Origin of the sequence: Streptococcus porci DSM 23759 (assembly GCF_000423765.1) — a bacterium.
GTDB lineage: Bacteria > Bacillota > Bacilli > Lactobacillales > Streptococcaceae > Streptococcus > Streptococcus porci.
The window spans coordinates 1-15,912 of the sequence record NZ_AUIP01000008.1; the positions used below are offsets into that span (position 1 = coordinate 1).

15 protein-coding genes are annotated in these 15,912 nt (G+C 42.1%); 9 read left to right on the forward strand and 6 right to left on the reverse strand.

What is annotated here, in order from left to right:
* The first annotated feature begins 455 nt into the window (after positions 1 to 455).
* Entirely contained in the window at positions 456 to 1,439 is a 984-nt protein-coding gene (guaC, locus tag G576_RS0103040) for a GMP reductase (RefSeq protein ID WP_027973332.1), read from the forward strand.
* 37 nt (positions 1,440 to 1,476) lie between these two features.
* Here guaC and G576_RS0103045 read toward each other — a convergent pair whose 3' ends face one another.
* The 6 genes from G576_RS0103045 to G576_RS0103070 all read right to left on the reverse strand — a co-directional run bounded on the left by G576_RS0103045 (position 1,477) and on the right by G576_RS0103070 (position 7,923).
* The gene (locus G576_RS0103045) at positions 1,477 to 2,481 is read right to left on the reverse strand and encodes a FecCD family ABC transporter permease (protein WP_037618361.1); all 1,005 of its coding nucleotides are present in this window, start codon (positions 2,479 to 2,481) and stop codon (positions 1,477 to 1,479) included.
* Complete coding sequence (locus G576_RS0103050; RefSeq protein WP_037618363.1) at positions 2,478 to 3,491, reverse strand: FecCD family ABC transporter permease; 1,014 nt, start codon at positions 3,489 to 3,491, stop codon at positions 2,478 to 2,480. The genes G576_RS0103045 and G576_RS0103050 overlap by 4 nt, the downstream gene beginning before the upstream one ends.
* A gap of 1 nt (position 3,492) precedes the next feature.
* A complete protein-coding gene (locus G576_RS0103055; protein WP_027973335.1) occupies positions 3,493 to 4,434 on the reverse strand; it encodes an iron-hydroxamate ABC transporter substrate-binding protein in 942 nt (313 codons plus the stop codon).
* Between the two features lie 10 nt (positions 4,435 to 4,444).
* Complete coding sequence (locus tag G576_RS0103060) at positions 4,445 to 5,227, reverse strand: ABC transporter ATP-binding protein (RefSeq protein WP_027973336.1); 783 nt, start codon at positions 5,225 to 5,227, stop codon at positions 4,445 to 4,447.
* 299 nt (positions 5,228 to 5,526) lie between these two features.
* Positions 5,527 to 6,465, reverse strand: coding sequence for a beta-1,6-N-acetylglucosaminyltransferase (locus G576_RS0103065; protein WP_083959921.1), 939 nt, complete (start codon positions 6,463 to 6,465; stop codon positions 5,527 to 5,529).
* Between the two features lie 6 nt (positions 6,466 to 6,471).
* Entirely contained in the window at positions 6,472 to 7,923 is a 1,452-nt protein-coding gene (locus G576_RS0103070; RefSeq protein WP_027973338.1) for a UDP-N-acetylmuramoyl-L-alanyl-D-glutamate--L-lysine ligase, read from the reverse strand.
* Between the two features lie 89 nt (positions 7,924 to 8,012).
* On the opposite strand from G576_RS0103070, the gene G576_RS0103075 reads away from it, so the two are divergent.
* From G576_RS0103075 to G576_RS0103110, 8 genes are all read left to right on the forward strand, one after another.
* Positions 8,013 to 9,665: a putative polysaccharide biosynthesis protein gene (locus G576_RS0103075; RefSeq protein ID WP_027973339.1), complete on the forward strand. Its 1,653-nt coding sequence runs from the start codon at positions 8,013 to 8,015 to the stop codon at positions 9,663 to 9,665.
* A gap of 114 nt (positions 9,666 to 9,779) precedes the next feature.
* Entirely contained in the window at positions 9,780 to 10,871 is a 1,092-nt protein-coding gene (locus tag G576_RS0103080; protein ID WP_027973340.1) for a cystathionine gamma-synthase, read from the forward strand.
* Positions 10,872 to 10,880: 9 nt separating this feature from the next.
* Positions 10,881 to 12,035: a MalY/PatB family protein gene (locus tag G576_RS0103085; RefSeq protein WP_027973341.1), complete on the forward strand. Its 1,155-nt coding sequence runs from the start codon at positions 10,881 to 10,883 to the stop codon at positions 12,033 to 12,035.
* Between the two features lie 54 nt (positions 12,036 to 12,089).
* Positions 12,090 to 12,602 carry a GNAT family N-acetyltransferase gene (locus G576_RS0103090; protein WP_027973342.1) on the forward strand — a complete coding sequence of 171 codons (513 nt, stop codon included), beginning with the start codon at positions 12,090 to 12,092 and terminating at the stop codon, positions 12,600 to 12,602.
* Entirely contained in the window at positions 12,599 to 13,153 is a 555-nt protein-coding gene (locus G576_RS0103095) for a GNAT family N-acetyltransferase (RefSeq protein WP_037618368.1), read from the forward strand. The genes G576_RS0103090 and G576_RS0103095 overlap by 4 nt, the downstream gene beginning before the upstream one ends.
* Positions 13,146 to 13,766, forward strand: coding sequence for an HAD-IA family hydrolase (locus tag G576_RS0103100; protein ID WP_027973344.1), 621 nt, complete (start codon positions 13,146 to 13,148; stop codon positions 13,764 to 13,766). Before G576_RS0103095 ends, G576_RS0103100 begins: the two co-directional genes overlap by 8 nt.
* A 5-nt stretch (positions 13,767 to 13,771) precedes the next feature.
* Entirely contained in the window at positions 13,772 to 14,476 is a 705-nt protein-coding gene (locus G576_RS0103105) for an O-methyltransferase (RefSeq protein ID WP_027973345.1), read from the forward strand.
* Between the two features lie 63 nt (positions 14,477 to 14,539).
* Positions 14,540 to 15,502 carry a peptidyl-prolyl cis-trans isomerase gene (locus tag G576_RS0103110; protein ID WP_027973346.1) on the forward strand — a complete coding sequence of 321 codons (963 nt, stop codon included), beginning with the start codon at positions 14,540 to 14,542 and terminating at the stop codon, positions 15,500 to 15,502.
* Positions 15,503 to 15,912: the final 410 nt, after the last annotated feature.

Genomic DNA, 15,912 nt, shown 5'->3' on the forward strand with positions numbered 1-15,912 from the left:
CATCGCATCCACAGCACTCTTAATTACCAAACGCCATGACTAAAAGAGGAATCGTTTAACAAAAACACTTTATAAATTTTGTACAGAAAAGTGTTGCCTTTTTCAGCGACTGCAAAAATTGGTAGTGTTTCTTTTTCATAATACTTCAACTTTCTAAACTTTTCTCCATAATAGAATACCATAGAGATAATCCCCTTGTCATTTTAGATATCTCTGAAGTGACAGTTAAATAAAAAAATGTTCGTAAAAAGCGAACTATAAAAATATTTTTAGAAAAATATTTGACAATTTCTAAACGATTTTATAAAATAATTACGGAAAGGTGAGAAAATCACCTAGCGATGCTCTGCTATTGTCCCATAGAAGAGTTATAGGAAGGTCATCATATTTGCTCAGCTGACTGATGACTTTTTGTATATTCAAAAATGCCTCTTTCAGCTTGGAAAGAGGTTTTTATGTTTAATGATATGCCCGTTTTTGACTACGAAGATATTCAGCTCATTCCAAATAAATGTATCATCAATAGCCGTTCCGAGGCAGATACAACAGTGACTCTTGGGAAATATAGCTTTAAATTACCAGTTGTTCCAGCTAATATGCAGACTATTATTGATGAAGATACAGCAGAAATGCTTGCCAAAGAAGGGTATTTCTACATCATGCACCGTTTCGATGAAGCTGGTCGTATTCCTTTTATCAAACGCATGCACGACCAGGGTTTGATTGCTTCTATCTCTGTTGGCGTAAAAGAATATGAATATGAGTTTGTGACTAGCTTGAAAGCTGATGCCCCTGAGTTTATCACCATTGATATTGCTCATGGCCATGCAGAAAGTGTTATCAAGATGATTCAACATATCAAGAAAGAACTGCCTGAGACGTTTGTGATTGCAGGAAATGTCGGTACCCCTGAAGCAGTTCGTGAGTTGGAAAATGCTGGTGCGGATGCGACAAAAGTTGGTATCGGTCCGGGTAAGGTATGTATTACAAAGGTTAAGACTGGTTTTGGTACAGGTGGTTGGCAGTTGGCTGCCCTTCGTTGGTGCGCAAAGGCTGCCCGTAAACCAATTATTGCGGACGGTGGTATCCGTACTCACGGAGATATTGCCAAATCCATTCGCTTTGGTGCAAGTATGGTCATGATTGGTTCGCTTTTTGCAGGACATATCGAAAGTCCAGGAAAAACAGTTGAAGTAGATGGTGAAAAGTTTAAAGAGTATTATGGCTCAGCATCGGAATACCAAAAAGGTGCCTATAAAAACGTAGAAGGTAAGAAAATCTTACTCCCTGCCAAAGGTCATTTGAAAGATACCTTGATTGAAATGGAACAAGATTTGCAATCTTCAATCTCTTACGCAGGTGGTCGTGATTTGGAAAGCTTAACCCGTGTCAACTACGTTATTGTAAAAAATTCGATTTGGAATGGTGATTCCATTTAAAAATGATAAAACTCCAGAGCTAAGCAGCGCTGGAGTTTTAGTCTCTACTTGTTTTCATTAGGTAGAGAAAATAAGGAGCTCCGATGATAGAGACGACCAGTCCAGTAGGAATACCAGTCCCGACAAGAAAAACCCGTCCAATGGTATCGGCAATTAAGAGGACTATCATGCCCATCAGGAGGGTGACAGGGAGCAGGATAAGGTGATTGCTACCGACAAATTTTCGGCTAATATGACCAGCAATCAGTCCGATAAAGGTGATATTTCCGACCATTACCACGCTCAATGATGCTAGAGCAGTTGACAAAAGTAGGGTTATCCAACGCTCTTTTAGGAGGTTGAGCCCGAGGGCTGTGGCCGTTTGTTCATTGAGGGTCATGATGTTGAGAGAACGGCTGCGGCTGTAAGCGAGTAACCAGAGGGCGATGAGTAGCGGGCTGATAAGAAGTAGCGTCGGCCAGTTGTCACCAGAAATCTGTCCACTCAGCCAGTTGACGATGTACTGGACTTTGAATCGGTCGATATTTCCAATAATGGAGACCATAAGTCCTGACAACATGGTTGATATGCCAACACCTGTGATGATAAGACGAAAGGGGTCGATGTCGTGGTTTTGCTTTCGGCTGATTAGATAGACCACCATGACTGTTGCAAAAGCGCCAGCCATTGCTAAAAGTGGTAAAAAGGCGATAAAGCTAGGAGTAGTTTTAAAAAAGGAGATAGCTAGGGCGATGACTATACCAGCGCCAGCATTTATCCCTAAAATACCAGAATCGGCCAGAGGATTTCGAGTCAAGGTCTGGAGAAGCAGTCCTGAGAGTGCAAGAGAGGCTCCAGCCAAGAGAGCAGCAAGGACTCGCGGGAGACGGATGTTGAGGAGGATAAGACTGGTCTTTTTGTCAGTCTGCCCCAACAGTGCTTTAAGGATAGTGGTTAAAGAGAGGTGGCTACTTCCTAGAGTTAGTGAAAGGAGAAATAGTCCCAAAAGGATTAGACAGAGTAGGATGAGGATACCCTTAAATTTAGGTTTTGCAAGAATCATTGTTGCCTCCTTTTCATGAGCCAGAGAAAGCAGGGCAGTCCAATAATGGAAACCATAGCACCAAGAGGTGTTTCATAAGGCGGATTGATGGTTCGGCAAATCAGGTCAACCCAAAGCATGAAAGTAGCACCTGCAAATGCTGTTAAAGGAAGAATCAGTCGGTAATTGCGTGGGAACATCAGCTTAATTAGATGGGGAATAATGAGTCCGACAAAGGCAATCACACCAGCTAGCGCGACACTAGAAGCTGACAGTAAAAGGACAATACCTAGCAACAAAAGGGTCATGGCAAAGGTTTTTTGCCCCAGACTCTTAGCCACGGTTTCGTTGAGACTAAGGATAGTTAGTTGGTGGGAAAAAAGCTGTGCTAAGACTAGACCGAATAAGATGATGGGAGCTAGAATGCTCAACATTTTCCAGTTGGTGGCTACCAGTCCACCAGATTGCCAACCGATAATAGTGCTGGCTAAGTCAAAGCTAATGGTGATGACTTGCCCCAATGCTGTAAAGAGCATGGAAACCATAGCTCCAGCTAAAATCAATCGCATTTGATTGTACCCTTTTTTGGGTTCGTAGGAGAGGATGAAAACGATGCAAGCGGAAATAGCAGAGCCTATCAGACAGACGAGAACAATCCAAGTGTAATGCAACTGTCCAAAAATAGCATAGGCAAGCACCAAGGCCAGTCCAGCGCCAGCATTTATCCCTAAAAGACCAGGGTCGGCAATGGGATTTCGAGTCACTCCTTGCATGATGGCTCCTGCTTGTGCCATGGCTGCTCCGACTAAAAGACTAGCCAAAATCCGTGGCAAACGAATGTCAATGAGAATGTCCTGCAGGTCAGAGTTAGTAAAGGGCTTCTGAAAAACAGTCAGAAGTTCCTTGTGCGAAAAGGCAACTGCCCCCATGCGCAGACTGGCATAAAAACCTATCAAAAGGAGGAGTCCGATACTTAAAAAAACAAGCCAAAAGATGTTTTTTGGCTTATTGGATGTGTGTTGTAAAATCATTTTAATTTTTCATTGAGAGGATGGCTTCAGTCAGAACATCAAGTTCATGCTCAAGGCTGACGGGGTCGGTAAAGTAGAAGACGTTGGCATCAACTTTGATGACCTGATTTTTTTGAACTGCTGGAATATTTTTCCAGAGGTCACTTTCGTAAAGGCTAGCTCCGGTCTCCTCATTTTCTGCAGCGACTAGGACATAGTCTCCGATGTAATCAGGAAGCACTTCACGTGAGACCTCAAGAAAACCTGTTGGGAAGACTTCTTTTTCAACTTTCTCTGGTGCCTTGTAGCCCAGAGCTTGATAGAGAATCTCGCCACCGCGACCCCAGTTCTTACCGAAGAGGTAGAATTGTTTTTCGAATAGTCCCATGACGGTAAAGCTTGCCTCAGCTCCAGTCACAGCCAGAACTTTTTCTTTGGCATCGGCAACTTTTTTCTCCCAAGATGACAGCCACTTTTTGGCTTCTTTTTCTTTATTAAAAATCTGTCCAAAGTCAGTCATCATCTGTAGGTAGTCGTGCTTTCCGTACTCGACGACAATGAGTGGTGCGATTTTTTCCAGTTGGTCAAGATTTTGCTCAGTTGATCCGACGACAATCACATCTGGTTCGGTTGCTGCCAGGGCTTCAAGATCTGTTGGCAACATGATTTCTGCATCCTTAATGGCATCAGCAAAGACGGGATTTTTCTTATCATAAGTGGTGGCAGCGACGATATTAAAATCGAGCTTGATGAGGTAACCGGTGTAGGATGAGGCCATACTTGCTACACGTTTAGGACTTTCAGGAACCTCACCACGGTAGCTGATACCCTCGATTTTAGGCATTTTGGAAATAGCGGAGCTGTTAGTTTGTGTCTGCTCTGCTTTTTCTTTAGATGAGGTCGAACAAGCAACCAGTAGGAAGATGGCCGTAAGGCTTATTAGGAAAGTGATAATTTTTTTCATAGAAACTCCTTTATAGTAAGTTATAGGTCAACAAAATGGGACGATGACTATCAGGGTCTGAGACAATTTGAGATTTAATCTTAAAAATCTCTTCCAAAATCTCAGTAGTCATAATGCTTTCAGGTGGGCCTTGATGCTTGATGATTCCGTCTTTCATGGCAATTAGATGGTCGGAGAAACGTGAAGCCAGATTGAGGTCATGCAAAACCATGATAATGGTTTTATGATTTTCCTGATTGAGTTTTTGCAAGAGCTCTAAAATTTCAAGCTGATGATTCATGTCCAAATAGGTGGTTGGCTCATCCAAAAAAATAGTGTCCGTATCCTGAGCTAGTGCCATGGCAATCCAAACTCGCTGACGTTGCCCGCCCGACAAAGAATCCACCTGCCAGTTGGCGTAGGCGGAGACTCCAGTCATTTCCATAGCCCAGTAAATCTTTTCACGGTCCTTTTGGGAAAGGGTGCCCAGATATTTCTGATGGGGAAAACGCCCATAGGAGACTAATTCATAGACAGAGATACCTTGGGTCGCCTCTAATACTTGCGGGAGCAGGGCGATTTTTTTAGCAACTTCCTTAGTTGGGAGCTTTGCAATCGCCTGCCCGTCCAAAAAGATCTGTCCATCTTGAATGGGAATGATCCGCGTCAGAGCCTTGAGCAGGGTTGATTTACCAGAACCATTGCTTCCAATGATTGTTGTGATGGCCTGGTTGGGCAAGGTCAGACTGAGATTTTCAATGATACTGTGACGGTCATAGGCAACCGAAATGTGCTCTGCCTGAAGGTATGACATGGTTCCCCTTTCTGATAATTTATAGTCAGATGCTTTATCTCTGATTACTTTGTCAACTCTCTGGTTATCCCTGTGGGACATTGCCTAGTCCTAAAAGCAAACTATAGTTATTTGAATTAGCCTTGATACATTGTCGCTTTCGGCCTACCGTACTCTAGTATTGCCTGCACTTCAGCTCCTTGTCTGAAAGCTAATTCATTCGACTATAATAGGCTATGAAAATAAGATAGGGCTATTATAACACAGTAAAAAGCCTTATAAAAGGCTTTATCAAAGATTGGAATGATTAAAAAGAGTGTCTAAGATTGGACGTTTTGATCGATGTAGTCCTTGATTTTAGGATATTTTTCCAAATCAAATTTCCGAGAAAAGAAGTGCCCTAAAGCGATTCCCTTATCTAACTGTGCTAAATCAGCATCAGAATCCGTCCAAGCATAAGGGTGTCCATCCCACCAGTTGATATAGCGTAGATTTCCCTGAAATTGATCGGGAACATCTTCCATTCGCTCGGCATGGTAGATGTGATTGTGAAGCTGGCGCTTATTGATGATTAAAGGAATGTGGAATTCATCGCTACAGAAGGTGTGTTGGCAGACTTTCAATACCCAGTCTTTTTCTTCAAGGATAATCCCTAGCACTTCAGAACCACAGGAAATCCAGTTTGAGGCGTAGTCAAATTGGAGCTTTTGCTTAGCCAGTCGATCAATTTTCAGAGCCGTTTGAATTTTATTTTCGTAGCGACGATAAGCCCGTAACACTCTTTGAGCGGTGTTACCTAGACTGCGGTGGCTAATTTTCATACTGAGATGGTAATGAGCCGCTAGCTTATAGAGTTTGAGGTTGTCAATAGTTTTTTGAGAATCGTAGGCGATAAAAATCTTGTCTTCCTTGCCATCAAAGAAGTGGTGAATCTTGTCCTGGGACACCAGAGGAAGGTCATGTCCAGATAGTAAGTGATACATGCTATACTGACCAGTTTTATGGGCAGTCTCAAAGAGAAGCAGTTGAGCTTCAGTCAGACTAACGTGTCCCCAATAGACAGGAATTTGTGGTGTGAAGTAGACTTCTGATTTTGTTGAGGCAGAAGATAAGTCCTGCTTTAACTCCTCTGTTAAAGTAATTTTTTTGTCAATATGGATAAAAATATCATTGCGTACATCATCTAATAAAGAAATCAGATATTTGAGTTGATCAAACTTATTATGAGCAATGATAAGATAGGCGTGTTTTTTCATCATGACTTTCTAATTCAAGTATTTCTTAGCGACGATAAGATCACCATCATAGGTGGCTTTTTTTCCCTCCACGATTTGGTAGGCGTCGGCTCCTTTTCCAGCGACAATGACTGCATCGTTTTCTTTTTTGGCCAAAAGCAGAGCGGTCTGGATGGCCTCTTCCCGGTCGATGATGATGGAAAGAGGTCTATCAACATGACTCGCAATCTCTTTGGAAATGGCTAGCGGGTCTTCAAAATTCGGATCATCAGCAGTCAAAATAACCTGCAAATCTGGGTGAGAGTTGATTACCTTACCAAAATCAGCCCGACGGCTTTCCCCTTTATTACCAGGGGCTCCTAAAATGAGAATAATGTCCCCTTTTTGGTGTTCTTCGACGACTGATAAGAGTTTTTCCAAACTATCGCCATTGTGGGCATAGTCTACAAAAATCTTGGAACCATTGGACTGGGTCAGAACTTCCATACGTCCTGGGACGGTCGTCTCGGCAATCCCTTTTTGAATGTCAGAAAGACTGACACCCAGACGCAGGCAGGCAAGACCAGCAGCGACAGCGTTTTCTTGATTGAAATGTCCGATTAACCGTATCTGGTAATGTCCAGCCAATTTGCCAGATAAGTCAAAGCTAAAGGCTCTGCTATTATCAATGGTATTAGTGGTGCCAGTACCGTAAAAATCATGTGGGAGATTAGAGACTTGCTGGCAGACTATGGGAAAATGGTCCATCTCTGCGTTGACAATAACAGCGCGGCTATTATCCATGAGGAGCCGTTTGTGGTAGAAATAGTCAGCGAAATTTGGGTGCTCAATGGGACCGACATGATCTGGACTGATATTGAGAAAGACACCTACATCAAAGGTCAGTCCATAAACGCGGTCAACCAGATAGGCTTGGCTGGATACTTCCATGACCAGATGAGTCATGCCATTAGACACTGCTTGAGCCATCATGCGAAACAAATCCAGATTTTCAGGAGTAGAGAATTGGGATTTGAAAAAGGTCTTTCCATTGTCCAAAGTTGTATTCATTGTGGAAAGCAGAGCCGTTTTGTGGTTCTGCTTAAGAATATTAAAGGCGAAATAGGCTGCAGTCGTTTTTCCTTTGGTGCCTGTGAAAGCTAGGATTTTCAGCTTGTTCTGAGGATTGCCATAGAAAGTCATGGCAATGAGACTCATGGCTTTTTTGATGTCAGAAACAATGATGGCTGGGATAGCAAGTTCATAATCGACTTCGGATACGTAGCAGCTCAAACCGGCCTGCACCGCTTTTTCCAAGAATTCTCGCTTAAAAGCAGCTCCTTTGGCAAAAAAGAGGGTATTGTCAGTCACATCACGACTATCATAGGAAATCTTGCTGAAAGTCAGTCCTGAAAAATGGTAGTGAAGCTCCCCATTGCTCACGACTTCTCTAAAATTTTTATCTTGCTTGAGAATGTCAAGCACTTGTTCGATGCTAATCATAGTTCTATTTTAGACTTAATGCTCGTATTTTACAAGTGTCAGGCAAAAGTTTATAATAAGAAGCGAAAACACGAAGAAATGAGAAGATTATGTCAGATACAAAGCGGTCAAAAGTAGACCAGCAACAGTCTAAAATGGTTCGAGGTATGGCATGGTTGACGGCGGGTAATTTTATTAGTCGCCTGATAGGTGTCATTTATGTTATTCCTTGGATCGCCTGGTTGGGAGTTCATGCGGATGAAGCTAATGGTCTCTTTGGCATGGGTTATAACATTTACTCCATCTTTTTATCCATCTCGACTGTGGGAATTCCAGTCGCTGTGGCCAAGCAAATTGCCAAGTACAATGCTGTTGGTAAGGGAGAAATTGGCTATTATTTGGTTAGAGAGTTTCTAAAAGTTATGTTAGCTATTGGAGCTTTCTTTGCTGGGATAATGTATTTTGCAGCTCCGCTTTTAGCTAGATTATCCGGTTATGAAGCTGATTTAATACCAGTTATGAGAAGTCTATCCTGGGCAGTGCTTTTTTTCCCGATGATGAGTGTCATCAGGGGAGTTTTTCAAGGAACCAACAACTTACGTCCCTATGCAACCAGTCAAGTTGTCGAACAAATCCTACGGGTTATTTGGATTTTGATGGCAACCTTTTATATCATGAAGTTTGGGTCTGGAGATTATAAAGAAGCGGTTGTCCAATCAACTTTTGCAGCTTTTATTGGAATGTTGGGAAGTTTGGCCGTTTTGATTTTCAGCCTAAATCGTGAAGGTATTTTGTTGCAGATTTTTAGAGCAAGGCCGAGTGAAGAAAAAGCAGATACCTTGTCCTTAATCGTCGAAACAACCAAGGAAGCTATTCCCTTTATTATTGTTGGTTCTGCTTTTCAGGTTTACCAGTTGATAGATCAGGTAACGTTTGCCAATACCATGTCTCTATTTAGTTCGGCTACCAAAGAGGAGTTATTGACACTTTACGCTTATATGACCTCTAATCCTAATAAAATCACGATGATTATTATTGGTGTGACGGGGTCTATCGGGTCGGTAGCTATTCCGCTCATCACAGAGAACTTTGTCAAAAAAGATAGAAAATCAACGGCTAGCCTTATTCTAAACAATCTACAGATGCTCTTGATTTTCTTGGTTCCAGCGGTTTTTGGCTCTATCATTTTAGCTCGTCCCCTCTATACTATTTTCTATCCAAACCCTAAAGATTTAGCTATCCAGCTTTTCATTATCAACTTATTACAGATTTTCGTTATGGGATTCTATGCTCTCTTTGGTCCAGTTATTCAGGCACTTTTTGAAAATCGCAGAGCGATGCTCTATTTTGTTTACGGTTTGATTGTGAAGTTGCTTCTCCAAATTCCTTTGATTTGGCTCTTTGGGGTCTATGGCCCACTTATAGCTACAACGGTTGGCTTAAGCGTTTCGACCTATCTCATGTATAAACGTGTTCATGATATGACACATTTTAACCGCATGGTTTTTGCTAAAAATACGCTTTTAATCCTTTTGATGACGGCAGTAATGGCAGTAGTTGTTGGCATCGTTGAGTTAGGATTGGTAAGAGTTATGCCTGCTACTGGCAAGCTTAGCAGTCTCATTCATCTGGCTGTTGGAGGTGGTTTGGGAGTTCTGGTTTACGGCTATCTAGCTCTCTGGACACGGCAATCGGATAAACTGATTGGGGTTCAACGTTCTGACAGTTTCCGTAGAAAATTAAGAATCAAAGCAAAAGGTTAGGAGCTCCCTAACCTTTTGTTATAGTCTCTAACTATAACCATGTTAGGTGAGAAACTAAGGGCTGAGTCGACTTTTTCGTGATAAAATAGAGAAATAGAAAGTTGAGGTCGTCTCATGAAAAAACTTGGAATTGATACTATTTTAGCCCATGCGGGCATAAAGTCTGACGAGACAACGGGTGCCTTGGTTAGCCCTATTCATTTTTCAACCACTTATCAGCATCCAGAATTTGGCAAGTCAACAGGATTTGACTATACCCGTACCAAAAACCCTACCCGCTCCACATTGGAAGAAACTTTGGCAGCTATCGAACACGCTGATTATGCCCTAGCAACCAGCTCTGGTATGAGTGCTATTGTTTTGGCTATGGAAGTTTTTCCTGTTGGAAGCAAGGTTGTGGCTGCCCGAGATTTATATGGTGGCTCCTTTCGCTGGTTTGATCAGCAAGAAGCTCAGGGACGTTTTCATTTCATCTATGCCAATGATGAGACTGAGATGATTGCTCAAATCTCAGATGATGTAGATGTTGTCTATATCGAAACACCAACAAACCCACTTATGGTGGAATTTGATATTGCTAAAATTGCTAAAGTAGCTCATTCTCATGGGGCTAAGGTTCTAGTTGACAATACTTTTTACAGTCCTATTTACCAAAATCCTTTACTAGATGGGGCGGATCTTGTTATTCACTCAGCCACCAAATATTTGGCGGGTCACAACGATGTCCTCGCGGGAGCTATCATGACCAGCGACAAGGAACTTTACGACAAACTTTTTTACAATCTCAATACGGGTGGTCCGGTTTTATCTCCTTTTGATTCCTATTTGGTTATGCGTGGTCTTAAAACCCTAAAACTGCGTATGGAGAGGGCGACAGAAAATGCTCGAAAGTTAGCCTCAGCCCTGTCTAAAAATCCCGCTATCAAAGAGGTTCTCTATACTGGAAAAGGTGGCATGCTGTCTATTAAAGTGGTCGACAAGGACAAAATTCCGACCATTATTAATAGCTTAGAGATTTTTACGTTTGCAGAGAGTTTAGGTGGAGTTGAGAGCTTAATAACCTATCCGACCACTCAGACTCATGCTGACATCCCTGACCAGGTTCGGGCTAGTTATGGCCTGACTGATGATCTTCTCCGCCTTTCTATTGGTATCGAAGATGTCAAAGACTTGCTTGCCGATTTAGAGCAGGCTTTGGAGAGATAGGAGAGCGTTATGACTTATAATTTCACTGATTTTCCAGATCGTACCAAGACCAATGCCTATAAGTGGCAAAAAGCTGCGGCAGACAAGGAGGTTTTGCCTCTTTGGATTGCGGATATGGATTTTATAACTTTCCCTGAAATGACGGCTGCGCTGGAAAAATTTGCCAAGCAAGGTATTTATGGATACGATGCGCCCAAGGACAGTCTCTACCAAGCTATCGTGGACTGGGAAAAAAATCAACACGGTTATCAAGTAACCAAGGATGATATTCTTTTAATTGAAGGCGTTGTACCTGCCATCTCTGTAGCCGTTCAGGCCTTTACTAAAGAAGGAGATGCGGTGCTGATCAACACACCAGTATATCCCCCATTTGCACGAACGATTAAACTCAATAATCGTCAGCTGGTTTCCAATTCTTTGATTGAAAAAAATGGTCGTTTTGAAATTGATTTTGAACAGCTAGAAAAGGAAATGGTTGATGAAGATGTCAAACTCTATGTTTTTTGTAGTCCTCACAATCCTGGCGGACGGGTTTGGACAAAAGAAGAACTTGAAAAAGTTGGACAACTTTGTCAAAAACACAGGGTGCTTCTTGTTTCTGATGAGATTCATCAAGATTTGACGCTTTTTGGGCACAAGCATTATTCTTTTAACACCGTTTCAACTGCTTTTAAGGATTTTACCATTATTTTAGGCTCTGCCACCAAGACCTTTAACATCGCAGGAACAAAAAATTCTTTTGTTATCATTGAAAATGAGCGTCTGCGTCAGCTTTTCCAAAAACGCCAACTAGCTAACAATCAGCACGAGGTATCTAGTTTGGGCCTCTTGACCACTGAGGTGGCTCTGCGTCAGGGGCTGTCTTGGTTGACCGACTTAAAAGTGGTGCTGGAAAGGAATGTTGACTTGGTCAGCCGAGAGCTAGCTAAGACTAAAATCAAGGTTATGAAACCAGAGGGAACTTATTTGGTCTGGCTGGACTTCTCCCAAACAGGACTATCTCATGAAGAAATCTTGGAGATTTTGGAGAAAAAAGCCAAGCTACAACTCAACGACGGGCTGACCTTTGGACGTGAAGGAAGGAACCATTTTCGCCTCAACACCGCAGCACCGACAGCTATCATAGAGGAGGCCTGCCTGCGACTACTAGAATACTTTACCTGATTTAGCTCTCCGAAAGGAGAGTTTTTTGCTATAATAGCTAAAAAGGAGACGTCTATGGAGATTCGTAAAATTTGTTTGGAGGATCGAGCTGCTTTTGAAAGATTTGAAGCGGCGCTTTTGGAGGATAAGAAGGTTAATTCCTTTGTGGAATGGCGTAAAGTTGAGAGGTTTGATGACATGGTGAGTCACAGCGACATTTCTGAACTCAAGCAGACGGGTCAGACTTGGTCCCCCTTCACTCGCTATTTTGCTTTTCTGGACGGCGAAATTGTGGGTTTTGTCAGTTGTTTCTGGGAGATTGATCATCCAGATTGCCAGCGTTTGGGTCATCTGGGTTATACGGTTGCCCCTGCTTTTCGGGGAAAATGCATAGCTTCTCACTTGGTTCAGTATGCGATTTCCTGCTACCGTGAAAAAGGGGTTAAACGTATCTATATCGCCATGGATGAAGATAATGTGCCCAGTCGCAAGACGGCTGAGAGAGTAGGTGGACAATTTTTAGGTATTTTCGATATTGAATACAATCATCAAAAAGTTAGATCCGCTAAATACGAGGTAAGATTATGATTGACATTAGACGCATTGATTTAAGAGACGAGGCAGCTTTTAGGGAATTTCAAGCAGTTTTACTGGCTGAGAAAGAAGCAGGTAATTCCTTTATTGAAACGCGGCGGGTAGATGATTTTGTAGCCTTTGTCACAAAATCTCATCGACAGGAGACAGAGACTGACAGCCCTGACTGGTCCACATCAACCACTTATTATGCCTTTGAAGGTGGGGAGATTTTGGGGAAAATTTCTTGCCGTTGGGAGATTGAAAAAGGAGACTTATTAAGAGTAGGTGGGCATATTGGTTATGTGACATCACCTAAGCACCGCAGAAAAGGCGTTGTCACTAAACTCTTAGCCTTTGCTCTTCAAGAATACAATCAGCGAGGCATTGACCGAGTGCTTATTACTGCAAATGACAATAACCTTCCTAGTCGCAAAACCATTGAAAAATTTGGTGGGCAGTTGGAAAATATCATTGCTCTGGAAGAAGATTTTCCAAATCCAGCCATGGCAGGGGAGAATATTTGTCGTTATTGGGTTAAGACAGAAAAGGAGAGAAATGACTAGACCAACTTTCATTTGGGATTTTGATGGAACTTTAGCGGAGTCTTATGAGGCTATCATGGAAGCGCTGGAACTCTTGTACGATAAGTATGATTTTTCCTTTGATAAACCCTGGGTAGCTGATTTTATCATTAAAGAGTCAACGGGTCAGTTGCTGGATAACTTAGCAAGCCAGCACGAGCTGTCTCAACAAGAATTGAAGGATTTCTTTTCTGAAGAACAAGAAAAGCGCGATCACATGATTACTCTCATGCCTGGGGCCAAAGCGGTGCTGGAAAAGACTTTTGAGGCTGGCTTTCAGCATTTTATCTACACCCATAAAGGAGCAACGACAGAAGCAGTGCTGAAAAATTTGGAAATTGACCGCTACTTTACTGAAATCCTCACTTCAGTCAATGGCTTTGAGCGCAAGCCCCATCCAGAGGGAGTTGATTATTTAGTGGAGAAATATGGACTGGACAAGGCCAATACTTACTACATCGGCGACCGCAGTCTAGATGTCAAAGTGGCAGAAAATGCTGGCATCAAGTCTATCAATCTTCACCAACCAGCGTCAGCTTTTAACCAAAAAATCAGCCAACTGAGTGACTTGCTGGACCTTTTTATGATAAAATAATCTCCATGGTTAAATCTTACAGTAAAAATGCAAATCATAACATGCGTCGTCCAGTAGTCAAGGAAGACGTGGTTCACTACATGAGGACGCACCAAAAGCCAAATGAAGGGCATTTGGCAGAGCTTGAAGCCTTTGCTCGTCAGGAAAATATTCCCATCATTCAGCATGAAGTGGTGGCTTATTTTCGTCTCCTCATGCAGACATTAGAGCCGAAAAATATTCTGGAAATTGGCACTGCCATTGGTTTTTCAGCTCTTTTAATGGCTGAGTATGCGCCACAAGCTAAAATCACCACTATTGATCGCAATGAGGAAATGATTGCTCTGGCCAAGGAGAACTTTGCCAAGTACGATGTCAGACATCAGATTTCTCTGGTCGAGGGGGATGCGGCGGATATGCTTGCTAGCTTGGATGAGGAGTTTGATTTTGTCTTTATGGACTCGGCCAAGTCAAAATATGTGGTTTTCTTACCCGAAGTGCTCAAACGGCTCAAGCTTGGTGGCGTTATCGTTTTTGATGATATCTTCCAAGGCGGTGATATTGCTAAGCCTATTCAGGAGGTACGCCGCGGTCAGCGCACGATTTATCGCGGTCTGCACAGCCTGTTTGAAAAAACCCTGAAACATCCAGATCTTACAGCTAGCCTGATTCCCCTTAGCGATGGTCTTTTGATGATTCGAAAAAATGCAGAGCAGATTGATTTTGATTAAGCCATTTTTAAGAAAATGTGCTATAATAGGGAGGTTAATGAAATTACGAGGAGTTAGCGCAACATGAAGAAAAAAATTGCGGCAGGTCTTGTGACAGTTATGTCTCTTGCCACATTAGCGGCATGTGCAGGAAAAACAAGTACAGATGCCAAATTGGTTACCATGAAAGGTGACTACATTACTGTTACTGATTTTTACAACCAAGTTAAATCCACACAAGGTGCCAAACAGTCTATGTTGACTTTGATTTTGGACAAGGTTTTGGAAGAACAGTACGGCAAAAAAGTGACTCAAAAAGAAACTGATGAAGCCTATGACAAAGAAGTAAAAAACTATGGTTCATCATTCCAACAAGTTTTGGCTGTTAATGGCATGACCGAAGAAACTTATAAACAACAAATTCGCGTGCAAATGCTTTTAGATTATGCAGTAAAAGCCGCTGCTGAAAAAGAATTGACAGACGACGTCTATAAGACCCTCTACGAAGCTTACACGCCAGAAGTGACAGCACAGATTATTCGCTTGGATAACCAAGACACTGCTAATAGCGTGCTAGCAGAAGTCAAGGCTGAAGGGACTGATTTTGCTAAGATTGCAGCGGATAAGTCTTTGGATGAAAAAGTTGACTACAACTTCGACTCAGCTGCTACGGATGTTCCTGCTGATGTGATAAAAGCTGCTAATGCTCTTGAGAAAGGTGCGATATCTGAAGTTGTTTCAGTTGTTAATACGAGCAACTATACAACAAGCTACTACATCATCAAAACTACTGCCAAGACTGAGAAAAATGCAGACTGGAAGACTTATAAAGACCGCCTTAAAGAAGCTTATTTAGCACAAAAGAAAGCTGATACAACCTTCCAAAACAAGGTTATTGCGGCTGCTCTTGAAAAATCAAACGTTAAAATCAAAGACGATAGTTTCTCATCAATCTTGTCACAATATGCGGCGACAAGTGAGACAACAACGACTTCTGAAACGACAACAGCTAGTGAAACTGAAACGTCAGAAGCAACAACTAAATAAGATTTAGAATGGATAGGAAAAGATTTTTTCAGAAAGGTGACGGTTGCTGTGAGTCACTAGAATCATCCCATCTTGCTACTAAATATCTCAAAATCTCATACTAAGAAGAATGACAAAGTCATTGAATGGAGGTGGTACCGCGGTGTCAATCGCCCTCCCTTTGATAGGACTTTGTCATTTTTGTATGATTGATAGAAGTGCTCCTGTTCTTATGGAGAAGGAATGTGTCCGCGCCTTATTTTTCACCTTGATCTAGCTAAGAACTCTTAGATTTGGCAAGGAAAAGAGGATGACAGTCATTCGACTATAATTGATAAAACCACAATATAAGAAAGGACGTTCACTTTACTTGGTATGCTAAAGTAAATTCGCCCGTAAGACTCAGCCACCTTCTAACAATAACTTCTCAA